Here is a 21,014-nt window from a genome sequence, read left to right on the forward strand (position 1 = left end):
TTCTCTCAGGAAGACGATCCGGTGTGGGCAACCGTGCCAGCGGTCAGGATACGCAGCACCCTGATGGCTTCCTCGCCGCTGGTACGCGGTTCTGCCCGCGTCTCGATGCACTGGATGAAATGCTCGAGCTCTCGCGTCAGCGGCATGCCCTCGCCCACTGCAACATAGGACGGCTCGTTGGTGGTGAAGGCCCATTGGCCGCTGTCTTGCCAGACCGCGTGGCGGTAGACGGCGAGCTTGCGCTCCCACGGCTCGACATCGTCGAACACCGCCATCGCCTTGGTGCCGACCACGGTCAGCCGCCGTTCGCGGTAGGGATTGAGCCGCGACGCGAAGAGGTGGCTGCGCAGACCGTTGGGAAAGCGCATGTGCAGATGCGCGAAATCGCTGAGATTGTCGAGGAGCGCTGCCCCTTCTCCACGCACCTCGATCGGTTCCGTGCCGGTGATGGCCAGGATCATCGACAGATCGTGCGGCGCCAGGTCCCACAGCGCATCGTTCTCGGTGTGGAATTTGCCGAGCCCGAGCCGGTGCGAATGGATATAGCGGACCTCGCCGAGCTCGCCATTGTCGATCAGCGCCTTCAACGTCTCGAAGGCGGGATGAAAGCGCAGCACATGACCGACCATGAAGACGCGGCCATTGTCGACCGCCGCCTTCACCGAACGCTCGGCATCGGCCACCGTCAGCGCGATCGGCTTCTCCACCAGCACGTCCTTGCCGCCCTGGACGGCGCGCACCGCCATATCGGCGTGGAACTGCGGCGGCAGCGCCATCACGATGGCGTCGATGTCGCTGCGCACAAACAGCGCCTCCGGCTCGATCGCCAGGCAATCCTGCTCACTGGCGAAACCTTCGGCGCGGGCAGGGTTGACGTCCGAGACCGCGTGCAGCGCGCCGAGCGCCTTGAGGGTGCGGATGTGGTTGCTGCCCCAGTATCCGCAACCGAGGACTGCAATGCGCGGTTTCATCATTCCAACTCTAGAATTTCGTGGCCGAGACATAGCGGCGCGCCCCGCCGAACTCAACCCGGCATTTCTGTGCCCGATTATCTGCCCGGCAAAGCTTTTCGGCCATCAGAGCGACGGTGCGTGCGCCTGGACACACAAAGTACGTCTCAAGACCGAGAAGCTTGGCGACGCGACAGGATGCGATAGAGTGTGGCGCCAGACCGGCTGCATCGACACCGGCTGCATCGATGCTTGACAGGCTTGGCGTCCCAACCTTATATCCGCCCGACCTTGGCGAACGCTTCGACATGCCCTCTGATTTGAGGCGGATTTCGGGCCTTTCGCCGCCCTGGCGGGGTAGCTCAGTTGGTTAGAGCACGGGAATCATAATCCTGGGGTCGGGGGTTCAAGTCCCTCTCCCGCTACCAAAACTCCTTAAATCATTGATATATCGAACAAATCTATGCAAAATGGTAGCGCCTCCGTTTGAAATTGATCAAGAAGTAACGTGGCGCCCTCGTTTTCAAGCGCCAGGTGATTCAGAGTCGAGGAAGAGCAGCACGCGTTTTACTCCTCCCTGAAAGCGCGCTTGATCCGATCAGCAAGGGCTGCACGATAAAAGACAACATCGTGCGCCTGCCGGTGGAAAGATTTTCGCCGGCCGCTGGTGATCAGGCGGCGCCTTCCAGATAGCGCCTGTCGAAGACGCCCTCGGCAACATCGCACTTCGACTTGTCGAGCAGGTTCGCCCTGACCATCAGGTCGATCGTCGTCTTGAGCGCCTTGTCTGGCACGGCCAGGCCCTGCGGCCACATGCCCATGCCACGCATATATTCCAGGCCCCGTCGCGCCAGGGACTCGCTGTCGGGTGTGGTAATGCGCTGGAAGATCGGCAGGGTGATGCCATGGTTGGCCGCGTCATTAGTGACCGAATGCGCCTCGATCAGCGCCTTGAGGAAGCGGGTCACGAGATCGCGGTTCGCTGCGAGCCAGGATGCCTTGCCGATGACAGCGGTGAAGACGATCTCGGAGATTGCGGCGCTGACTTCCCCGAGCAGATTGTAGCCCTTGTCCTGCGCGAGGAAATTCCATGGTGCGGGCTGCGGAGCGCAATCGATTTCGCCTGCCTGCAGCGCCTCCCACCGCTTGGTGTGAATGCCGGCCAGGGCAAACTCATAATCGCCGGGGTAGTGCAGCCCTGCCGCGGCCAGCACGATCTGCGTGTAGATCGCGGTGCCCTCCGTCAGCGAGGACGTGCCGACTTTCTTGCCTCTCAGTTCGGCAAGCGAGCCGATGCCCGGGCGCGCCACGATCGACATCGGCAGGCGCACGGCGTTGGCTGCCACGATACGCAGCTCTCCTCCCCTGACGAAGTCGGCAACGGCGCCTTCCGGCGGCGTAATCGCCAGATCCGCTTCGCCGTCGAGAACGGCCGCGGTCGCCTTTTCGACGCTGCCCATGCGCTTGTAGTCGATCCGGATGCCGTGTTTTTCGAAAAGGCCCTGTTCGTCGGCGACGAAGACAGGAAGCCAATTGAACCCCTGCGCGCCGCCCGCGAGCCGAAGATCGGCGAGGCCGGCAGGTTCCTGGTCAGTCATGGCGATATCCTCCGTTGAAACTTCCGGCGCAGGCACCGGCCTTGCGAAATGCGGTTCGGCTCTACCGCCGTGATGCCGTGCATATTGACAGGCGCACAATAATTTGAGATACCATATAGTATCTAAAAAACATACGGTATGTCAACATACCGAACGAGGAAATCGGCTGATGCAACATCGAGCCGAAGGAGGAACCATGCGCCCCATCAAGAGTGTCGCCGATTTCAGCAGCCGACAGTTCGACGCGCTGCGGGACAGCTGACATGAGCGGCCTGGCGCGATCACCGCAGGAAGCGATGATCCTGGGAATGGTTATGGCTGGTTTGCTGGCGCTTGCGGCAGCTGGGCTGCTGCGCTGGCTTCGCGCGGGAAAGCTCTGGACGGACCTCCTGGTGCCCGCTTCCTTCCTCGTCGCTTACTGGCTGGCCTACAACAAGGTGCCATCTTTCCCGCCAGTAGGTGCGGTCAACAAGGTCTTCTTCGTCGCCGCGGTTGGAACGGCGCTCGGTATCCTGGCCGAGGCCGTCGGCCGTGGCATGCTGGGTCGCGCACTTGCCCTTGCCCAACCGATCGCTTCCGCCGCGTATATAGGAGCGGCTCGGCTGCCCGATGCGCTCCCGGAAGTGGCGGTGGCCGCGTTATGGGGCCTGCTGGTGATGCATGGCCTTTCCGGTGGAACAGACCGGGCCGCGGACGAATCCGGCACAAGGCGCGCCGCCTTGCTCGGCATCGCATGCGCCGGATTCGCGCCGATCGCGCTATTGGGGGCATCGTCCTCGAGCTTCCAGCTCAGCCTGCTTTTCGCAGCCGCCCTAGCGGCCATTGTCGCCACCAATATCTCAAATCCGGATTTCGGATTCCGCTCCGCATCCCTCTTGGGAGGAGCAGGTGGTATGATAGCGGTCGCGCAGACCGTCACGCTGATCACGCGCAAGACCGACATCCCAGCGCTGGCCGTGCTGTCATTGGTCTTTGTCGCGCCCTTTGTCGTAGATCCGATTTTGCGCCGGGTCCGCGCCACGAACAAAGCCGTCCGCCTCGCCGCATTTGTCGGGATTTGCCTGCTGCCAGTCGGCGCATCCCTGGCGATTGTGATCGCGCGGTATGGCTCAAGCTTCCCGGTATGACCCGGAAGAGAACTGTCGGAAACCATTTTAGGGAGGAAGTTACACCTATGTCGAAACTACTACGGACCACCTTGCTTGCCGCCACGATCGCCTGGTTGCCGCTAGCCGCCGAAACAGCCGCGGCCGGGACGTTCGAAATCGATCCCGTGCATTCGGGCATTGCTTTCTTCATCGACCATCTCGGCTTCTCGCAAGTGATAGGAACGGCGAAGGAGTTCTCGGGCACGTTCGCGTTCGACGCCGCCCATCCGGCTGACAGCAGCCTCGACGTTGCAGTGAAAGTTGCCGGCATCTCGACCAACAACAGCCAACGCGATAGCGACATCCAGGGCGCCGACTGGTTCAATGCAACCGAGTTCCCGCAGATCACCTTTGTCGGGCGGGAATTCAAGGCGGTCGATGCCAAATCCGGAACGATCATGGGCGATCTCACGATCGCAGGGGTGACAAAGCCGGCCACGCTGGACGTCACCTTCAACAAGGAAGGCGAGAACCCGTGGGACAAGAGCCACGTCGTCGGCTTCAGTGCGCGAACTTCGATCAAACGCAGCGACTTCGGCATGAAGGCCGCGCTCGGAATGATCGGCGACGACGTGAGCCTCGTGATTCAGGTTGAAGGGCGTGCCCGTTCATAACTCACGGTGACCATCCGGCAGGCTGTCGCCCTGCCGGATGGCTCGATGGAAGCGGCCCCATCGGCAGCGTTCGTTCAGGCTGGTTCGGCCACCATCACCCACGGATTGCGCCAAGTGAAACTTGCCGTGGCCTACTCGGCGGCCACGGGATCCGGACGCCTGAAGGCATCGGCCGTCCCACCTTGCGCGAAAAGGTGGCTTGCATGAGCAATGACGTTCTCGGTCGTCTCGCGGATATGCCGGTCGACCAGATCCTGCGCCGTGGCCGTGTCGCGGGCGATGACCCTGTCCATGATCATCTTATGCTCGACGTCCTTTGCGCGCCATTGCGGGCGAAACTGAGAGGACATCCTGCGATAGCGGTGGGCGCGCTCGAAGAGCTTCTGCCGGATTTCGAGCAGATTCGGCGAGCCGCATGCCGCGACCAGCGACAGGTGGAACACGCTGTGCAACGTGGCCCATTCGTCGGAGAGATAGTAGCTCGCACCAAGCCGGCTTTGCAGGCGATCCATCCGATGGAACGCAGCCATGATGTCCGCCTCCCAGCGATCGTCGCCACGATCGATTGCCAGCTTGATGCACTGCCGTTCGACGAGCACACGGACATCCGTCAAATCGTTGAGATCAAACAGCGAGACTGGCGCGACCAGAAACCCGCGCTGCCCCTCCGCCACAACCAGGCCTTCGGCCACCAGCCGCGACAAGGCCTCGCGCAGAGTGGAGAAGCTGACTTCATACAACTCCCTCAACGTCTCGAAGCGCAGCTTGGATCCGGGTTTCAAGGCACAGCTGATGATGTCGCTCCGCATGCGCGCCAACACATCCCCAGCGCGTGTCTCTCCGGCGGGCTTGAGGCTGTTACCCATGCATACGACTCCGCATTGAATTATCGCGGAGATTACTGCGGATTTTCGAAATAATCAAACCTCCCGCGTCGAAGCGGCGCGATACCGGCCAGGACGGCGTGTTGGCCTCAGCCGTCAAGCAACAGCCTCTCAGCATGCCAGCGCAGATGGTCGTCCATGAAGCTCGAAATGAAGAAATACGAATGGTCGTATCCATCCTGCATGCGCAGTGTCAGCGGAATGCCGGCCTTGGCGCAGGCCGCCTCCAGGAGCCAAGGCCTTAGCCCGTCATTCAGGAACCCGTCCGATGTCCCCTGGTCGACGAGAAATTCCTGAAAGCGGTGCCCATCCTCAATGAGCGATGTGGTGTCGTAGATCCGCCACGCGGCTTCATCCATGCCGAGGTATTTTTCGAGGGCCGGCCTCGACCAGCCGGCTGTGCTTGGCTGCACGATTGGCGCGAAGGTCGAGCAACTCCTGAACCGCTCCGGGTTTTTCAAGGCGATGGTCAGTGCGCCGTGTCCGCCCATCGAATGGCCCGTGATGGCCTGGCGCGACATGTCTGCCGGAAAATTCGCAGCGATCAACGCCGGCAATTCCTCGACGATGTAGGAATACATCCGGTAGTTCTCCGCATAAGGCTGCTGCGTCGCATCGAGATAAAAGCCGGCGCCGCAGCCAAACTGCCAATTGTCCTTCTCATCTGGGATGTCGGCGCCGCGCGGACTGGTGTCCGGACAGACGACGATCAGCCCCAGTTCGGCGGCCATGCGCCTGTATTCGCCCTTGTCCATGACATTTTGATGGGTGCAGGTCAGTCCCGACAAATACCACACCACCGGGCAAGGCGTTTCCCGGGCCTGTGGAGGCACGAAAACGGCAAACGACATGTCGCAGGAGCAACTCGTCGACAGGTGCGAATAGACGCCCTGCACCCCGCCATGGGATTTTGCCTGGGAGATCGTTTTCATGGGTTCCGGCATGTAGTCTCCACCAATTTCAAGCGCCAATGATAGCCATCTATGGCATCCGCCGCGGCCGCGGCAACCCTGGTGGATCAGGTTGCCCGATATTGGGCGGCACCAGCAGATCGTTGGCGTGCGGCAGTTGCGCTAATGCGCTGCCGCCGCGGCGGCGTCGCCGAGGTAGGCACTCATGATTTTTGGATCTTTGATCAGGTTTGGCGCCGTGTCCTCTCCGACGATCCTTCCCGTCTCGATCAGGTAGCCGCGATCGGCGGTCTTGAGGCTCAGCCGCGCATTCTGCTCGACGAGCAGGATGCCGAAACCTTCGGCGGCGATGGCGGCCAGTGACTTGAACAGCTCCCTGGACAGCAGTGGCGACAGGCCGAGCGATGGCTCGTCCAGCATCAGGATGTCCGGCTTCGACATCAGCGCCCTGCCGATCGCGACCATCTGCTGCTCCCCTCCCGACATCGTCTGCGCCAATTGGCGACGGCGTTCGGCCAGCCGGGGGAACAGCCCGTAGACAAAGTCAAGCATCTTGCCCGCGTCAGGCTTCGCGCGCCTGGCATGGCTTCCAAGCCGCAGGTTCTCCGCCACGGTGAGTTCGCCAAAGATGCCTCGGCCTTCCGGGACGAGCGCGATCCCCTCCTCCACCATCAGATGGGCGTCAAGTTTCGTGACATCCTTGCCGTTCATGACGATCCTCGTGCCGGCCTCCGTCCCGACGAGCCCGGCGACAGCGCCGAGGAAGCTGGACTTTCCCGCGCCGTTGGCACCCAGGATGACGCAGATCTCGCCTTTGGAAACGCGTGCGGAAACGCCTTCGAGCGCAACATGGCGTCCGTAGCGGACGCCGAGATTGGACACCTCAAGCATCGTCGTCGTCCCCCAGATAGGCGCGGACAACCTCCGGGTCGGCCAGGACGCTGGCCGAGATGCCGTCGGCGATCTTCGTACCGGAATTCATGACGACGCAGCGTTGGCAAAGCGAGCGGATGGCATCCATCACATGCTCGACCATGATGATCGTCCGGCCCTGCGCACTGATCTCGCGGATGAGCTCCATGCCGATCCTGAGTTCGCTGGGGTTGAGGCCGGCGAGCCACTCATCGAGCAGCAGGACATGAGGGTTGCTCGCAAGGGCACGGGCGAGCTCTATTCTCTTCTGGTCGATATAGGTCATTGCCGCCACGGGAATCTCCTCGCGGCCCTTCAACCCGACGCGTGCCAGCAGTTCGCGGGCAAGCGTCAGTGCCTCGCCGCCCCAGAGCCTGTTGTGCCCGAAGACGGCGCCGGCGACGACGTTCTCCACCGCGCTCATGGACGGCAGGACGCGTACCAGCTGGAAGGTCCGCGCAACCCCAATCCGGGCGATCTTGTGGGCTGCCAGTCCGGCGATGGGCTGTCCGGACAGGAGAATATTGCCCGATGTCGGCGACAGCGCCCCCGATATGAGGTTGAGCATCGTGGTCTTGCCTGAACCGTTCGGGCCGATCAGTCCCAACAGCTCACCCTGGGCGACCTCGAAACTCACATCGTTGACGGCGACGAGGCCGCCGAAGGCCTTGCGCACCCTGTCGATGGCCAGCAAAGGAACGCTCATCTCCCCTCCTCCACGGCCGTTGCCAGCAAGCTATGGTCGGTTGGACGGCGACGACGGAACAGGCTTTCCAGCTGGCCCGTGACACCGTCGGGAAGCACATAGACGATCGACAGGAAAGCGATGCCGACGATCACCGCCGTCTGGTTAGGGAAGTGGCCCGAGATGAAGTCCATCACCAGGGTGAAAGGGACGACGCCGACCAGGGGGCCCCACAGGCGGCGTGTCCCGCCGAGCAGAGCCATGATGACCACGAGGAAGGACGTCATCGGATTGAAGGCCGCGTCCGGCGTGATGTAGGAATAACGCGGCGCCATGATCGCGCCGGCCACGGCAATGAAGGCCCCCGAGACCGCGAACAGGATGATCCTGGCGCGAGCGGTGTCGACGCCGACATGGCGCGCCACGGCCTCGTCATTGCCGATGATGCGCAACGCCAGGCCCAGCCGGGACCTGTTGATGAGCCACCCGGTCATGAATACGATCACCGTCAGCGCAAGCAGCATCCAGTAGAGATGCGCCTCGGTGAGATCGGTGAAGACGTATAGCCCGATCGTGCCGCCGAAATTGGTCTGCACCCAGGTCACGATCTGGCCCATGAGCTCGGCAAGGCCGAGCGTGAAGATCACGAAATAGACCCCTGAGAGCCTGAGGGTCGCCACTCCGACCAATATGGCCAGCAAGGCACCGGCGGCGACCGCGATGAGGACGAGCGCCGGGAAAGGCAGGACGTCGACGAAGATCGCGACCGAATAGGTTCCGACGCCGAAGAAGGCGGCGCTCGCCAACGAGACGAGCTGCGTGGGCCCGGAAAAGAGCGCCCAGGCCGTGCATATGGCCGCATAGAGCATGATGTTCACGCTGACCGACAGCCAGAACCCCTCGGTGACCAAGGGAAGAAAGGCGAGCACAGCCGCGCCGGCAAGGCCGGCGCCAACAGCCAGAAGTTCATTGCGCGGAATGTTCATCACGCCGGCCGCTTTCCGAAGATGCCCTGCGGCCGGAACAGCAGAACGAGGATGAAAAGGGCGTAGTTGGCCGCCAGCGTCAGCCCCGGGTCCAGCAGGCTGGCGACGAGCGTCTCGGTAAGGCCCAGCACGAGGGCGGCGAGAACCGCGCCACGAATGTCGCCGACACCGCCCATGATTACGATGATCAGCGCCTTCATGGTGAACAGCACGCCCATCGACGTGTTGAACGTGTAGAAGGTCGACAGCAGCGTGCCGGCGCAGGCCGTGATCGCTCCTCCGAGCGCAAAGGCGAAGGCCGCCGTCCGGCGCACATCGATCGCAACGAGCCGTGCGGCGCGCGGATCGACGGCGACGGCACGAACGGCCGTGCCGCGGTCGGTGTGGTAGAGGAAGACGTAGAGAGCGGCGGCGATGACGGCCGCGGCGACAAAGGCCACGACGCGGTTGAGGCCGAACGAGTCGCCCATGATCGAGAAGGGCTGGGCGAGGAACTCATAGTTGAAATAGGACCCGCCGAAGGCCTGCAGCATCAGCCCCTGGAACAGGAACAGCAGTCCGAAAGTCGCCAGGATCGAATCGACCTCGAGCATGCCTCGGTTCCTGGCCCGCTTCACCAGAGGCTGCATCAGCCAGGCATAGATCAGCCAGTTGACGACGAAAGCGCCGGGGCCGATCACCAGCAGGCCAAGAAGCGGATTGATGGCGTAGCCCGCATACAGCCAGAAGGTGACGAAGCACGCGGCGACGAGCGTCTCGCCATTGGCGAGGTTCATTATGCGCGCCACGCCGTACTGCAGCGTGAGTCCGAGGGCGATGAGCGTATAGGTGCCCCCGAGGAGCAGGCCTGTCAGCAGGATGAGCATTGGTATTCTCGCGGTGAGGGCCTGGCGCCACGAGGACGCCGAGGCCCCTGGGAGGATCGGATCAGTTGCTGGGCCAGACGGGCTTGATCACTGGCTGCTGCACGCCCTGGAGGTTCCCGGTCGCCCTGACGCCATGAACGACGCCATCGCTCCACTGGCCCACCGTCCAGTTGTTGTTGTTGATGTTGTTGTCGAAGTGGACATCGCCGATGACGGTCTTGAAGGTGCCCGACTGGATTTCCTTGTTGAGCGCTTCCTTATCCAGGCTGCCGACGTGCTCGACGGCCTGCTGCAGGATCTCCAGGCTGGCATAGGCCACCGGGCTTGCCCACCAATCGGCTTCCTGGCCCGTCACCTCGAGGTGCTCCTTGCGATAGGCCTCGAACACGGGATCGCTGGCATTGACACCGCCCATGATCAGGACCCCGTTGGCAGCGGCGCCGAAGCGCTTTCCGTAGGCGTCGAGATTGCCGCCGACGCTAACGAAGAATGCCTTGACGTCGAACTTCTGCAACTGCGCCTGCTCGGTGAGAGCGAAGCTGTCCGGCGGGTAGGAGTAGGCGACGAAGGCGTCGGGGTTCGCCGCCTTGGCGCTTGCTATCACGGGAGCGACGTCCTGGTTGCCGAGCGGATAGGAGCTTTCGTAGACGGTATCGAAACCGGCCTGCTTGAGCGCCGGCTTGCCAGTTTTGATCATTTCGAGGCCGAAGGCATCGGAGACGTTGACCACCGCGACCCGATTGCCGATCTTGCCGGCGTCGCGCAGATCCTTGAGCGTGCCGACGATACCGTCGGCGATGCCCTGTGCCGGACCGAGCAGCCAGAACGTGTTCGGCCAACGCTTGACGAATTGGTCGAGATCGTTGGCATTGCCGGTGGAGACGATCTGCGGATAGCCATATTTCGCGATCAGCGGGGCGGTCGCGAGATTGAGGCCTGTCGAATATGGCGGGATGATCAGGTCGACCTGGTCCTGGGTGGCAAGACGCTGAATGTTCTTGACCGCCTCTTCCGGCGACGACTTGTCGTCATACTCGACGATCTCGATCGGCCGCATCTGATCGCCGACCTTGAGGCCGCCGGCCTTGTTCACTTTCTCGGCCCACAGCTTGATGTTCGGCCAAAGCACACCTGACGCGCCGCCCGCAAGCGGCCCGGTCTTGGATGCGCTGACGCCGATCCTGACCGGGTCCTGCGCCAAGGCGGCGCCGATTGTGCCGACCGCCAAGGCGGCCGAAAGCATGAGTACATTGAAACTGCGTCGCAACATCGATTCCTCCCAGTTCTGGCTGCAGTGGGCACTCCCTCGCCTCGCGGCTCGCGAGAACGAGTTGATCGCCCGATCCTCCTAGCGAAATTGCTTAGGCCATTATCCTCCGATGATCCAGCTAATTTCGTAATATCTAACATTTTCGTTATTTATTGGGAGTGACGATATTCCTTCCCCACCCGAGGCGCTTGGCCGGAGCACGACAGTTGCGTCCAAAACCGCTTCCGCCCTCACACCACCAAGATACCAAATAGTATTCAGATACTATTAAGAATGTCAACATTAAAAATCTGCCGGTGCGTCCCTACCCCTCCAGGTCGGCCTCATTTCGAGCTCGCCAGAGCCTCGAGCGTCAGCACCGGATCCGCTACCTGAGCGGGGTCGGGGCTGGCCGACACGGCAAGGAGGCGCTTTCCGACCAGATAGTCGCGCGGCGCATTCAGCCCGTCGACGGCGACGAACTGCCCCTGGCGGTAGTACCAATGCGACCGTCCTGGGCCCGCCCCCTGCCTGACAACCACCGTATCGCCCGGCCTGGACAGGCCGGCGATCTGCAGCTTGAGATCGAACTGATCCGACCAGAACCACGGCTTTGGCTTATAAGGCTGGCGCGCGCCCATGATGTTGCGGGCGACCAGGTCAGCGCTGTCGATGGCGTTGCCGACGCTCTCCATCCGCAGCGCTCCTCCCGGCAAGGAGAAGTTGGCGCAGTCGCCGGCAGCCCAGATGAACGGATCGCCCGTGCGCCCGTACGCGTCGGCAGCGATACCGTTGTCGATAGCGAAACCCGCCTCTGCAGCCAGCGTCGTTTGCGGCATGCCGCCGATTCCCGCCACGACGACGTCGGCGGCGATGATCGTGCCGTCGCCGAGCCTGGCGCCAGTAACGCGATCAGCGCCGAGCAACTCGCTCACCGCCCTGCCGAGATGGAACGTCACGCCCCTGGACCGGTGAAGGTCTTCCACAGCCCTCGCCGTTTCCGCCGAAGCCACCCGTGCGAGCGGCCGATCGGTGGCTTCCACGACATCCACTGTCATGCCGAGCCCACGCGCGACGGCGGCGATCTCGAGGCCGATATACCCACCGCCGATGACAAGGAGCTTGCCACGCGTTTCGAGCGCAGGCCGCAATGCATCGATGTCGGCGAGCGTGCGGATCGTGAAGATGCCCGCAAGGCCGCGCGAAATCGCCTGCGGAAGCTTTCGGGCGGTCGCTCCGGTTGCGAGCACGAGACGGTCGTAGGCAAGCATGCCGCCATCGGCGAGGCATACGCGCCGCCGGCCGCGGTCGATGGATGCGACGCGCGTTCCCAGTCGCAACGCGATCCGGTTCTTTGCGTACCAGTCCTCCGCTTTCAGTTTCAACCGGTCCCGCTCGAGTTCGCCAAGAAGATATGCCTTGGACAGCGGAGGACGCTGGTAGGGAGCATCGGCCTCGTCCCCGATCAGGGTGAGCGACCCCACAAAACCGTTCGCCCGCAGCTTCTCGGCCGTCGACAGGCCGGCCTGTCCGGCGCCGACGATCACGATGCTGCTTTCGTTGCCGGGTATGGCGGTGGCGGGATGGTCGACGTCGTGGAGCATGGCCAGCCGCAACCGCTAGGCGGCCGGAATGCGGACGGAAACGTTATCCAGCGCGTCGCTCACCTTGATCTGGCAGCTCAACCGGCTTCCAGGTTCACGCGGTGCTTCGGCGAAGTCCAGCATGTCGTTTTCATGTTCGCTGATGGGTCCGAGCGCCGACATGATGTTCTCGGGAAGCACGACATGGCATGTGGCGCAGGCCGCCGAGCCGTTGCATTCGGCGATGATGCCCGGAACGCTGTTTTCAAGCGCGGTTTCCATCAAGGTGCGGCCGCTCTGGGCCTCGACGGCGAGCTCGGCGCCGTCGGTGAGGAGGAACCTGATCTTCGGCATGAAACTCTCCTCAAGCGTCCCAGACAACGGGCATGTGCGTCGGGCCACGAAACACCCAGCCCCGGATGCGGATGTGGTCCGGATTCTTGAGCCTGAGATTGCGCAGCCGCTCGAATACCGTCGGCACGGCGATCTGGCTTACCAGCGCGCGCGACACCCATGTCCCGGCGCAGAAATGCGATCCGGCGCCGAACGCAAGGTGGGATTTCTCCTCCCGGAAGATGTCGAATTTTTCCGGATCGCTGAAACGACGGTCGTCGTGATTGGCGGCGCCGACGCACAGACCGACCTGCTCGCCCTTGCGGACCAGCGTCCCCGAGATCTCCATATCGCGGGTCAAGCGGCGTGGATACATGCCGATCGGCGAGATCCAGCGCACCGCTTCTTCGAAGGCCGGCCCCCAGAGCGAAGGCTCGGCGCGAACGCGCGCGAGCTGATCCGGGTTCTGCAGCAGGCCAAGGATCAGCGTAAGGATCGAGTCGCGGGTCTCGTTCAGCCCGCCCCCGATCGCGACCTTGATGTTGGCGTAGATCTGCTCGACCGTCTGCGGAGGATCGGCCTGGAGCATCGAAGACAGCATCGAAGGATTTGGATTGTCCCGATGATGGGGAAGCATCCTGTCGACGGCGCTCTCGACGCCATTGGCTGCCTCCCTCGCCTTACGGGCGATCTCCGGGTTGTGCGAGTAGTTGCCGGAACCGTCGATCAGCGACTGCGACCACAGTGCCATCGTGCGCCAGTCGACGTCGTCGAAACCCAATATGTCGGCCAGTGCGCGTGCCGCGATCGGCGCGGCGAGTTCGTCGAAAAGTTCGGCCTCGCCCCTGTGCTCGATCTGCGAAATAACGTCGTCGCAAATGGCCCGCATGGGGTCGGCCCAGCACCGCTTGACGACGCCAGGCCGCAGGCTCGGATCCATCGCCGCCCTTTCGCGGGCATGATCGTCGCCGTCCTTGCGCATCAGGTTCGGCCCGATCACCGTGTTCAGCAACGACTGCGGATTGATGGAGGAAAACGTCTCGGGGTCGCGTTCGATGGCGATGATGTCGTCGAAGCGCGTGACCATCATGATGTTGGCCGCCTCGACCTTGACGACCGGCCCGAGGTCGCGGACGCGCTTGAAGACCGGATACGGATTGGCAAGCAGGTCTTCGAACGCAACGTCGTCGACCACTTTCACGGCTTCGCTCATGATTTCCTCCTGTCGGGGAACGGCGTACGAAATCCACGTGTATTCAGCAATGCGATGAGTTAGATAGATGTCATCGAAAATTTGCATGTAGGAGGATAGCAATGCTGCCCGACGAGCTTGCCAGTGTGGACTTCGCGGCCTTGCAGACGCTTGTTGCTGTCCAGGACCGCGCCTCGTTTTCGGACGCCTCCCAGCTTCTCGGCGTCAACCAGTCCACCATAAGCTACGCCATCAAGAGGCTGCGAAAGGCCTTCAACGATCCGCTGTTTGTCCGCCAGGGCAATTCGATCGTGGCAACCGATAAGGGCGAACAGCTGGCCCAGCAGGCACGCGGCATCCTTGAGCAGATGGCGGCGCTTTCTTCGCCGTCGGGTTTTGACCCAGCCACCGCCGTGGGAAGCGTGACGGTGTCCTGCAACCATCATGAGCGGATGTTTCTCATTCCGGACTTTCTGCGGCGCGCGCAGAAGGAGGCGCCGCAGGCGACGATCCACATTTTCGAGTCCGCCGTCGACGGCAAGCAGCAGTTGAAGGAGAACACCTGCGATATCGTGCTTGGCCCGGTCTCGATCCTCGGGGACATCTACTACCGCAGGAAGATGTTTTCGGATCACTATGCGTGCGTCATGGACCCGGCGCACGAGCTCACGCGCGGAGCGCTGACGCTTGAGCGCTATTGCGCCTCGCGGCATGTCGCGGTCACCCATAACGGGCGCTGGGAGGCTCTCTATTTCGCCGCGCTGCGCGCCAGGGGCATCGAGTTGGAGCCGGACGTCACCGTCTCCAGCCATGACATACTGGAACGCCTGATACCGGCCTCCGAATTGGTGGCGACGATCCCGTATCGACTGGCGCGTCGCCTTTCGGACAGGCTCGCTTTGCGACCGTTCCCGATGGACGTCTTCATCCAGGTCGACATGTACTGGACCGAGCGCACGCACCACTCCGGCCTGCACCGCTGGGCCCGCCAGATCCTGGCCGAGGTCGCCGAGAAGAATCTCGGCGACGGGGACCGCCAACGGCAAGACGAGATGATCGCCTGACGGGCGGACAGTAAGCCTGGGCAGATGAAGCCGGTGCCGCGCAAGCGGAGCGCACTTTGCCAGCCAGACCACGCTGGATGGACGATCCGCCCGGGAGCGACAACACCTAGACCGTGGTCGCTCCGAGCATCACGACCGAGATCGTCACCGGCTCGGCGAAGGGATTGCGCCAGGCATGGCGCGCGCCCTGCTGCACCACCGTATCGCCCTGTGTCAGTTCGACGGTCTTGCCGTCGTCAAGCTCGAGGACAAGCCGGCCCTTGACGACGGTGACATAGTCGACCGTCGGCGTCTGGTGCATGCCGGGATTGTCCATCTCGAAGCGTTCGGCGATGCCGGGCGCGGCCTTCAGGTGCTCCGGACCCGCCAGTCCGGGCTTCCAGTCGGGCGACATCATCACGCTGTCCGGCGGAAAGGTGATCATCCAGAACACCGAACCTCCGACCGAAGCGAGCATCGTGCTCTCGCTCGCCATCGGGTCGGCGCCGTCCCGTCTGGCCAGATCCGGCGTCCCGTCGATCTTCCACTGCGGAGACGAAACCAAACCGGGCGTGTGCTGGAGCGCCATCTCGCGCGGCGAGGAACCGTCGCTGATGAATACCGATTTTCCTGCGGCGTTCTTTCCGGTGACAACGCGGCGAATGGTCATGTCTTGATCCTCCCAGACAACATGGATACTATTCGGTATCAGCATACCCAAACGTATGCAATTACGGATGGATCACAAAATTCGAAAACCCGCCATGGCGCTGGGCGATGCCCGAGATGGCCTCATTGACCTTGCTCATGGGCGTCGCCTGGGTTTCCAGGAGATCGAAGCTGACCTTGCCGATCCCGACGAGGTCGGCCATTTCCTGGCCCTCGGATGTCGTCAGCCAAGCCGAACCGATAAGACGCTGGTTGCGGTCCATCATCATGTGCACGTCAATGGGAACCGCACCCATCACGGCGCCGATGTCGACGGCGATACCGCCGCGGCGCAGCGCCCTGAGGCCCGCCAGGAAAGGCTCTTGCGGCGTGCCGGGACCGTTGCAGTCGATGAAGGCGTCGACCCCCTCGCCATGCTCCGTCCTGGAACGGGCCCATTCGTCGGGCGATCCGTCGTCAAGCGAATGTGTCTCGATGATGCCGGGCGCCAGCGCTTCGATCTCCTTCAGCAGCTTCCTGTCGCGACCGGTGCCGAGAATCTTCTTGACCCCGAACGACGGGCCGAACACTGCGATCGATATGCCGAGCGTGCCGGAGATGCCATTGACAAGGATCGTGTCACCGGGACCGACCTGCGCTTTCTTCAGAGCGGAATAGCCGGTGCCCATGTAGCCGAGCCGCGCCGCCTGATCGAAGGTCATGTTGTCGGGCAGAGCCACGATCGCCGACGCCGGCGCGGCCATGTACTCGGAAATACCGCCGACCGGGTAGTCCTCGAATGTCTGGAGCGCTTCATGGCTAAAGCCGAAATAGCCCTGGAAGGCGTAATGGCGGCAGGAGATCGTGTCGCCGCGCCGGCAATGACGGCAAGAGCCGCAGGAGCGCCCCGGATTGACGTAGACCCGATCGCCGGGTTTCAGACTGTGGACCTGGCTGCCGACCGCCGCGATCTCGCCGGTCGGGTCGAGGCCGAAAATCGCTGGCAGCGGCGGCTGCGGCATGTGGGGAAACCAGGTCGGCCACATCGCCAGGATGTTGGCGAGGTTCGGCACGATGCCGCACGATCTGACGCGAACGAGCACGTCCATCGACCCAAGCTTCGGAACCGGCACTTCCTCGATCCTCAGCTGACCGCCGATCTCGTGCATGCGCGCGGCCTTCATCGTCTGCGGAATTGCTGTCACGTCGATACCTCCCGTTCGCTCAAACCAGCGCATGCCGAGTTTCTCTCGCGCATGGGCCTCCTCCCGAGGCCAGACCGGTGATCGCATAGATTTTTCGAAATATCAACATTTTTTCGTAACTTTGTGGGGATGACCAAGGACTCGGCACCACGCCCAGGCAACGGTCAGACCATTGACCTGAGGCCGGGCCACTTGTCGCCTTCTTACGATGGGCTTGCCTATTTTCGAAAATCCGGTTTACTCCAAAACGGAAGTGCCTGCTTTTAAGGTACGTCGTAATGGGTGAGCCTTTGAAATTCGCTTCTTTCGTCGAACGCAACGGTGCCGGCTACGGAATGGTTGACGGTGAAATCATCCTGCGGCTGGATTCTGTTCCCGGCGCGCCGCCAGATCTCAAAGCCTATCTCGATAGCCGGTTTCCCGACCTCACGCCCGATGAACGCGATCTCGAAGCCTTGCCGCTGGCTGAGGTCAGCCTGCTGCCGCCGATTCCCAACCCAGGCAAGATCTTCTGCGTCGCCGCCAACTTCCGCGAGGGTGACAAGCCGGCGCCGCAGTTCCCGCTGCTGTTCATGCGCCACGCGCAAGCACAGACCGGCCATGGAGGGGCGATCCGGAAGCCGGCGGTTTCCGACAAGCTGGATTTCGAGGGTGAGTTGGCGGTGATCATCGGCCGCCGCGCACACAAGATCGTGCGCGGCGAAGCAATGGCGTACGTCGCCGGCTATTCATGCTTCAACGAGGGGAGTGTGCGCGACTGGCAGAAGCACTCGAGCCAGTTCACGCCCGGAAAAAACTTCTACCACAGCGGCGCGTTTGGTCCCTGGATGGTCTGTACGCGCGAGATTCCGGACCCGGCTCGCCTCCTTCTGGAGAGCCGGGTCAATGGCGTGAGCAGGCAGTCGATCGCGATCGACCGGATGATCTTCGATATCCCCTGGCTGATCTCCTACATCTCGACATTCGCCCCGCTCGACCCTGGCGACGTCATCGTTTCAGGCACGCCATCAGGCTTCGGCGCAAGCCGCAATCCGCCTGAATTCCTTTTCCCTGGCGACGAGGTCGAGATCGAGATCCAGGGCATTGGAACGCTGCGAAACACCGTGATCTCGGATCAGTCGCCCTAAGATTTCGTAATAATATCTTTTTTTCGAAATTTGTTGCCGTGGAGCCGAGTTTGATCTAAGGAGATCGCCAGGACCACGCTGCGGCCATAGGAAGGAGACTGGTGATGCACCTGGTGTTTGGGGTCGGTCACATAAAGCTGAATGTCCGTGACGTAGACGCCGTGATCCACGACTCAACGGAGATTCTCGGCCTGCGGATCACCAAGCAGGCGGCGGGGGAGACATGGCTGAGCTCGAACGGCCGCGAAGCAGAACTCGTGCTTCTCCATTCCGAGGAGAATTCCTGCCACACGATCGGGCTCGAAGCGCTGACTGAGGAGGCTGTCGCGGAAGCCGCCTCGCGTGTCGACGGCGCCGGCTGCCGGATCCTCTCGCGCGAACCCAGCCTGGCGTGCTGCGATGCCGGCGTCACCTTCGCGACGCCGGACGGTCTGCGCTTCGAGATACACACCCCGGCGCGCGACGACATGTACAATCCGCGCTACCCGACCAACGGCATCAAGCCGCGGCGGCTCGACCACATCAATCTCATCACGCCCGACCCGGTCGCCACGAGGCAGCAGCTCTCCGAAATCTGCGGCATGCGGCTCACCGAGCGCATGGTCAACGAGGCTCTGAGCTGGATGCATGGCGGCAACCGCCAGCACCACATTCTGGGTCTGGTGAAGGGTCCGGTCGGGCTTCACCACTACTCTTTCGAATTCAGCCACTTCAGCGACTATTGCCGGCTTGGCGACATTCTCGACGGGTTCGACCGCCAGGTCCTTTGGGGGCCGGGCCGCCATCGCCCGGGCGACAACACCTACGCCTATTACCTCGATGCCAGCGGCGCGATGGTCGAGTGCTCCGGCGCCATGCACATGGTCGCCGACGACGCCCACTTCGTACCCAACGTCATCACCAATTTGGAGCGCCCGGGAAACGTTCGCCAGATGAATGTCTGGGGTTCTCCCGCCCCCCAGGAATGGCGCGAGCACCATTTTCCATTCGCCGGGATCGACGATCCGGAGGGCTCGGCGGCAGACCACACAGGCAAGCAAGGCGAAGCAGTTCGGGGCGCTGCTTCGGATAGGAGATAGTTTATGCAGGAAAAACTGACGTTCGACTCCGACGGCCTGAAACTGTCGGCGGTTCTGCACATTCCCGACAGCCACCGTCCCGGACAGAAGCTGCCGGCATTCATTGTCTGCCACGGCTTCGTCGGTTCCAAGGACGAGTCGCACGCCCAGATCCAGGCGGAGATGATGGAGACGCTCGGCTATGCCGCGCTGCGCTTCGATTTCCGCTGCTGCGGCGAGAGCGAGGGCGAGCGCGCTCAGGTGCGCTGCTTCGATCAGGTCGCCGACGCAAAGAACGCGCTGACCTTTCTTGCCAAGCGCCCCGAGATCGACCCGAAGCGAATCGGCATCACCGGCCACAGCTTCGGCGCCGCGGTTTCGGTCTATACAGCAGGCGTCGACGAGCGGTTCGCCTGCGTCATCTCCTCATGCGGCTGGGGTCACGGCGAGCGGAAGTTCCGCGGCCAGCACCCCACGCCGGAGGCCTGGGAGCGCTTCATGGGCCTGCTCGAGAAAGGCCGCGAGCACAAGCGCGCGACGGGCGAGAGCATGTGGATCTCGCGGTTCGACGCCGTGCCGATCCCGGAAAAATTGCGCAAGAACCTGTCGCCGAAGGCGATCATGGAGATCCCGGCCGAGACGGTATGGAGCATGATGAACTTCAGGGCGGAAGACGTGGTTGCCAACATCGCGCCCCGCCCTGCCCTGTTCTTCCACACCGCCGACGACATCATCACGCCGACCGAGCAATCCCTTCGCCTGTTCGAGAAGGCCGGGCAGCCGGCCGAGCTGATGCTGATCTCGGGCACCGCTCACTTCCCGCTCGCACCGGAAGACGCGCCGCGCACCAAGATGATGCTCAAGGGCTGGCTCGATAAATTCTTCCCGGCAACGCCGGCAGCTTGAGGTCGATTCGGCCAGACCAGGAGACATTCGGCATGCCCGTCGCCCAGGAAAGCAAACTGACCAATTTTGCGACCGCGCTGCTCAATGCTGCCGGCTATACGCCGGACGAGGCGGTGCAGAGCGCGCGGTTGTTGGTCTGGGCCAATCTGCGTGGCGCGGATTCGCACGGTGTTCTCAGGATCCCGCGCTACATCGAGATGATCGAAACCGCTGTCGTGCGCTCCGGTCAACAGCCGAAGCTGATCCGGGAATTCGGGGCGACTTGCGTCTTCGACTACGGAAAGGCGCCGGGCGCGGTCGCCATGATGCATGCGGCAGGCAAAGCCGCCGATCTGGCGGAAGCGTTCGGCATCGGCTGGTGCGGCGCCCGCGCCATATCCCATGCCGGCGCAATCGGTTATTTCACCACCAAATTGGCCGAACGCGGGCTCATCGGTATCGCCATGACCGCATCGAGGCCGTTCATGAGCTATTTTGGCGCAAAGGGTGAGGCGCTGTCGACCAATCCGCTGTCGATCGCCATTCCGCGGCCTGGCGGCGCCGATCCGATCGTGCTCGACATGTCGACTGCCGCCGTCGCGCTCGGCAAGATCATGGCGGCCAAGGATTCAGGCAAACCGATCCCCCGAGGCTGGGCCATCGATGCCAACGGCGTCGAAACGCAGGATCCGCATGAAGTGGCAGCCATACTGCCGATGGCCGGGCCGAAGGGATCCGGTCTGTCGCTGATGATTGAAATTCTGTCGAGCGTGCTGGTGGGCAACGCCGTCATCGCGCCGTTCCTGCGCGGCGAGAAGAACGGCGGCTTCAATGGCCTTGTGCTTGCCATCAATCCGGCGGCCTTCGGCGACAGCTCGTCCTTTCTCGCCTCGGTGGGGAGCCTCGCCGGCGCGATCCATGCGCTCGATCCGGCAGCCGGCTCCGATGGTGTCAAATTGCCCGGCGAACGCGGCTTCCAGACCGGGCGGGAGCGCACCGCCAACGGCATCCCGCTGGCGAAGGGCACGGCCAAAAACCTCGCCGATGCAGCCGTCCGGCTGGGGCTCACGGTGCCGGCCTTCCTGCAGTGATGGCAAGTGGCAGCCCGCACCAAGCCAGCCAACAAAGGACCGAAAC

22 protein-coding genes and 1 tRNA gene are annotated in these 21,014 nt (G+C 62.7%); 9 read left to right on the forward strand and 14 right to left on the reverse strand.

The window, feature by feature from the left end; all coding sequences use genetic code 11:
* Positions 1 to 5: 5 nt before the first annotated feature.
* Positions 6 to 971, reverse strand: coding sequence for a Gfo/Idh/MocA family protein (locus tag BLT09_RS16175; protein ID WP_023797942.1), 966 nt, complete (start codon positions 969 to 971; stop codon positions 6 to 8).
* On the opposite strand from BLT09_RS16175, the gene BLT09_RS33700 reads away from it, so the two are divergent.
* Positions 958 to 1,206: a hypothetical protein gene (locus BLT09_RS33700; RefSeq protein ID WP_139172615.1), complete on the forward strand. Its 249-nt coding sequence runs from the start codon at positions 958 to 960 to the stop codon at positions 1,204 to 1,206. The two genes, BLT09_RS16175 and BLT09_RS33700, sit on opposite strands and share 14 nt — an antisense overlap.
* A gap of 95 nt (positions 1,207 to 1,301) precedes the next feature.
* Positions 1,302 to 1,378, forward strand: a tRNA-Met gene (locus BLT09_RS16180).
* Positions 1,379 to 1,621: 243 nt separating this feature from the next.
* On the opposite strand, the gene BLT09_RS16185 is transcribed toward BLT09_RS16180, so the two are convergent.
* Complete coding sequence (locus tag BLT09_RS16185; protein WP_091594908.1) at positions 1,622 to 2,548, reverse strand: ABC transporter substrate-binding protein; 927 nt, start codon at positions 2,546 to 2,548, stop codon at positions 1,622 to 1,624.
* Positions 2,549 to 2,811: 263 nt separating this feature from the next.
* Here BLT09_RS16185 and BLT09_RS16190 point away from each other — a divergent pair, with 263 nt between their 5' ends.
* Complete coding sequence (locus BLT09_RS16190) at positions 2,812 to 3,675, forward strand: hypothetical protein (protein WP_091594649.1); 864 nt, start codon at positions 2,812 to 2,814, stop codon at positions 3,673 to 3,675.
* A 47-nt stretch (positions 3,676 to 3,722) separates the two neighbouring features.
* Positions 3,723 to 4,310 carry a YceI family protein gene (locus tag BLT09_RS16195; RefSeq protein ID WP_091594651.1) on the forward strand — a complete coding sequence of 196 codons (588 nt, stop codon included), beginning with the start codon at positions 3,723 to 3,725 and terminating at the stop codon, positions 4,308 to 4,310.
* Positions 4,311 to 4,441: 131 nt separating this feature from the next.
* Here the strand turns inward: BLT09_RS16195 and BLT09_RS16200 are convergent, their stop codons facing one another.
* The 10 genes from BLT09_RS16200 to BLT09_RS16245 all read right to left on the reverse strand — a co-directional run bounded on the left by BLT09_RS16200 (position 4,442) and on the right by BLT09_RS16245 (position 13,932).
* The gene (locus BLT09_RS16200) at positions 4,442 to 5,176 is read right to left on the reverse strand and encodes an FCD domain-containing protein (RefSeq protein WP_091594653.1); all 735 of its coding nucleotides are present in this window, start codon (positions 5,174 to 5,176) and stop codon (positions 4,442 to 4,444) included.
* 107 nt (positions 5,177 to 5,283) lie between these two features.
* Entirely contained in the window at positions 5,284 to 6,138 is an 855-nt protein-coding gene (gene fghA, locus BLT09_RS16205) for an S-formylglutathione hydrolase (protein ID WP_091594655.1), read from the reverse strand.
* Positions 6,139 to 6,267: 129 nt separating this feature from the next.
* Positions 6,268 to 6,996, reverse strand: a complete 729-nt coding sequence (locus BLT09_RS16210; protein ID WP_091594658.1) for an ABC transporter ATP-binding protein — start codon at positions 6,994 to 6,996, stop codon at positions 6,268 to 6,270.
* Positions 6,989 to 7,723 (reverse strand): ABC transporter ATP-binding protein, encoded by a 735-nt coding sequence (locus tag BLT09_RS16215; protein WP_091594660.1) that lies wholly within the window; start codon positions 7,721 to 7,723, stop codon positions 6,989 to 6,991. The genes BLT09_RS16210 and BLT09_RS16215 overlap by 8 nt, the downstream gene beginning before the upstream one ends.
* On the reverse strand, positions 7,720 to 8,688 hold the full coding sequence (locus tag BLT09_RS16220) for a branched-chain amino acid ABC transporter permease (RefSeq protein WP_091594662.1): 969 nt from the start codon (positions 8,686 to 8,688) through the stop codon (positions 7,720 to 7,722). Before BLT09_RS16220 ends, BLT09_RS16215 begins: the two co-directional genes overlap by 4 nt.
* Positions 8,688 to 9,554: a branched-chain amino acid ABC transporter permease gene (locus BLT09_RS16225; RefSeq protein ID WP_091594664.1), complete on the reverse strand. Its 867-nt coding sequence runs from the start codon at positions 9,552 to 9,554 to the stop codon at positions 8,688 to 8,690. The genes BLT09_RS16220 and BLT09_RS16225 overlap by 1 nt, the downstream gene beginning before the upstream one ends.
* Positions 9,555 to 9,615: 61 nt before the next feature.
* Positions 9,616 to 10,824: an amino acid ABC transporter substrate-binding protein gene (locus BLT09_RS16230; protein WP_091594666.1), complete on the reverse strand. Its 1,209-nt coding sequence runs from the start codon at positions 10,822 to 10,824 to the stop codon at positions 9,616 to 9,618.
* Between the two features lie 323 nt (positions 10,825 to 11,147).
* The gene (locus tag BLT09_RS16235) at positions 11,148 to 12,407 is read right to left on the reverse strand and encodes an NAD(P)/FAD-dependent oxidoreductase (protein ID WP_091594668.1); all 1,260 of its coding nucleotides are present in this window, start codon (positions 12,405 to 12,407) and stop codon (positions 11,148 to 11,150) included.
* A 15-nt stretch (positions 12,408 to 12,422) separates the two neighbouring features.
* Positions 12,423 to 12,740 (reverse strand): 2Fe-2S iron-sulfur cluster-binding protein, encoded by a 318-nt coding sequence (locus tag BLT09_RS16240; protein ID WP_091594670.1) that lies wholly within the window; start codon positions 12,738 to 12,740, stop codon positions 12,423 to 12,425.
* Between the two features lie 10 nt (positions 12,741 to 12,750).
* Positions 12,751 to 13,932, reverse strand: a complete 1,182-nt coding sequence (locus BLT09_RS16245) for a cytochrome P450 (RefSeq protein WP_091594672.1) — start codon at positions 13,930 to 13,932, stop codon at positions 12,751 to 12,753.
* A gap of 101 nt (positions 13,933 to 14,033) precedes the next feature.
* Between BLT09_RS16245 and BLT09_RS16250 the strand changes: the two genes are divergently transcribed.
* Positions 14,034 to 14,975 (forward strand): LysR family transcriptional regulator, encoded by a 942-nt coding sequence (locus tag BLT09_RS16250; RefSeq protein WP_091594674.1) that lies wholly within the window; start codon positions 14,034 to 14,036, stop codon positions 14,973 to 14,975.
* Between the two features lie 106 nt (positions 14,976 to 15,081).
* On the opposite strand, the gene BLT09_RS16255 is transcribed toward BLT09_RS16250, so the two are convergent.
* Both BLT09_RS16255 and BLT09_RS16260 read right to left on the reverse strand, forming a co-directional pair.
* Positions 15,082 to 15,624, reverse strand: a complete 543-nt coding sequence (locus tag BLT09_RS16255; protein WP_091594910.1) for a cupin domain-containing protein — start codon at positions 15,622 to 15,624, stop codon at positions 15,082 to 15,084.
* A 61-nt stretch (positions 15,625 to 15,685) separates the two neighbouring features.
* Complete coding sequence (locus BLT09_RS16260; protein WP_091594912.1) at positions 15,686 to 16,840, reverse strand: alcohol dehydrogenase catalytic domain-containing protein; 1,155 nt, start codon at positions 16,838 to 16,840, stop codon at positions 15,686 to 15,688.
* Positions 16,841 to 17,085: 245 nt separating this feature from the next.
* Here BLT09_RS16260 and BLT09_RS16265 point away from each other — a divergent pair, with 245 nt between their 5' ends.
* The 4 genes from BLT09_RS16265 to BLT09_RS16280 all read left to right on the forward strand — a co-directional run bounded on the left by BLT09_RS16265 (position 17,086) and on the right by BLT09_RS16280 (position 20,968).
* The gene (locus BLT09_RS16265; RefSeq protein WP_091594676.1) at positions 17,086 to 17,934 is read left to right on the forward strand and encodes a fumarylacetoacetate hydrolase family protein; all 849 of its coding nucleotides are present in this window, start codon (positions 17,086 to 17,088) and stop codon (positions 17,932 to 17,934) included.
* Between the two features lie 104 nt (positions 17,935 to 18,038).
* Positions 18,039 to 19,013 carry a VOC family protein gene (locus BLT09_RS16270; protein WP_236473046.1) on the forward strand — a complete coding sequence of 325 codons (975 nt, stop codon included), beginning with the start codon at positions 18,039 to 18,041 and terminating at the stop codon, positions 19,011 to 19,013.
* A gap of 3 nt (positions 19,014 to 19,016) precedes the next feature.
* Positions 19,017 to 19,898: an alpha/beta hydrolase gene (locus BLT09_RS16275; protein WP_091594678.1), complete on the forward strand. Its 882-nt coding sequence runs from the start codon at positions 19,017 to 19,019 to the stop codon at positions 19,896 to 19,898.
* A 32-nt stretch (positions 19,899 to 19,930) separates the two neighbouring features.
* Positions 19,931 to 20,968 carry an Ldh family oxidoreductase gene (locus BLT09_RS16280; protein ID WP_091594680.1) on the forward strand — a complete coding sequence of 346 codons (1,038 nt, stop codon included), beginning with the start codon at positions 19,931 to 19,933 and terminating at the stop codon, positions 20,966 to 20,968.
* The last annotated feature ends 46 nt before the right edge of the window (positions 20,969 to 21,014 follow it).

The organism is Mesorhizobium muleiense, assembly GCF_900099905.1.
GTDB lineage: Bacteria > Pseudomonadota > Alphaproteobacteria > Rhizobiales > Rhizobiaceae > Mesorhizobium > Mesorhizobium muleiense.

Bases quoted from the DNA above. Each gene is read 5' to 3' on its own strand.
- BLT09_RS16280 (WP_091594680.1), top strand. From the start codon at position 19,931: ATGCCCGTCGCCCAGGAAAGCAAACTGACCAATTTTGCGACCGCGCTG.
- BLT09_RS16235 (WP_091594668.1), bottom strand. From the start codon at position 12,407: ATGCTCCACGACGTCGACCATCCCGCCACCGCCATACCCGGCAACGAA.
- fghA (WP_091594655.1), bottom strand. From the start codon at position 6,138: ATGCCGGAACCCATGAAAACGATCTCCCAGGCAAAATCCCATGGCGGG.
- BLT09_RS16185 (WP_091594908.1), bottom strand. From the start codon at position 2,548: ATGACTGACCAGGAACCTGCCGGCCTCGCCGATCTTCGGCTCGCGGGC.
- BLT09_RS33700 (WP_139172615.1), top strand. From the start codon at position 958: ATGCGCGGTTTCATCATTCCAACTCTAGAATTTCGTGGCCGAGACATA.
- BLT09_RS16245 (WP_091594672.1), bottom strand. From the start codon at position 13,932: ATGAGCGAAGCCGTGAAAGTGGTCGACGACGTTGCGTTCGAAGACCTG.
- BLT09_RS16250 (WP_091594674.1), top strand. From the start codon at position 14,034: ATGCTGCCCGACGAGCTTGCCAGTGTGGACTTCGCGGCCTTGCAGACG.
- BLT09_RS16220 (WP_091594662.1), bottom strand. From the start codon at position 8,688: ATGAACATTCCGCGCAATGAACTTCTGGCTGTTGGCGCCGGCCTTGCC.
- BLT09_RS16210 (WP_091594658.1), bottom strand. From the start codon at position 6,996: ATGCTTGAGGTGTCCAATCTCGGCGTCCGCTACGGACGCCATGTTGCG.
- BLT09_RS16240 (WP_091594670.1), bottom strand. From the start codon at position 12,740: ATGCCGAAGATCAGGTTCCTCCTCACCGACGGCGCCGAGCTCGCCGTC.
- BLT09_RS16200 (WP_091594653.1), bottom strand. From the start codon at position 5,176: ATGGGTAACAGCCTCAAGCCCGCCGGAGAGACACGCGCTGGGGATGTG.
- BLT09_RS16190 (WP_091594649.1), top strand. From the start codon at position 2,812: ATGAGCGGCCTGGCGCGATCACCGCAGGAAGCGATGATCCTGGGAATG.
- BLT09_RS16255 (WP_091594910.1), bottom strand. From the start codon at position 15,624: ATGACCATTCGCCGCGTTGTCACCGGAAAGAACGCCGCAGGAAAATCG.
- BLT09_RS16215 (WP_091594660.1), bottom strand. From the start codon at position 7,723: ATGAGCGTTCCTTTGCTGGCCATCGACAGGGTGCGCAAGGCCTTCGGC.
- BLT09_RS16230 (WP_091594666.1), bottom strand. From the start codon at position 10,824: ATGTTGCGACGCAGTTTCAATGTACTCATGCTTTCGGCCGCCTTGGCG.
- BLT09_RS16195 (WP_091594651.1), top strand. From the start codon at position 3,723: ATGTCGAAACTACTACGGACCACCTTGCTTGCCGCCACGATCGCCTGG.
- BLT09_RS16260 (WP_091594912.1), bottom strand. From the start codon at position 16,840: ATGCGCTGGTTTGAGCGAACGGGAGGTATCGACGTGACAGCAATTCCG.
- BLT09_RS16265 (WP_091594676.1), top strand. From the start codon at position 17,086: ATGGGTGAGCCTTTGAAATTCGCTTCTTTCGTCGAACGCAACGGTGCC.
- BLT09_RS16225 (WP_091594664.1), bottom strand. From the start codon at position 9,554: ATGCTCATCCTGCTGACAGGCCTGCTCCTCGGGGGCACCTATACGCTC.
- BLT09_RS16270 (WP_236473046.1), top strand. From the start codon at position 18,039: ATGCACCTGGTGTTTGGGGTCGGTCACATAAAGCTGAATGTCCGTGAC.
- BLT09_RS16275 (WP_091594678.1), top strand. From the start codon at position 19,017: ATGCAGGAAAAACTGACGTTCGACTCCGACGGCCTGAAACTGTCGGCG.
- BLT09_RS16175 (WP_023797942.1), bottom strand. From the start codon at position 971: ATGAAACCGCGCATTGCAGTCCTCGGTTGCGGATACTGGGGCAGCAAC.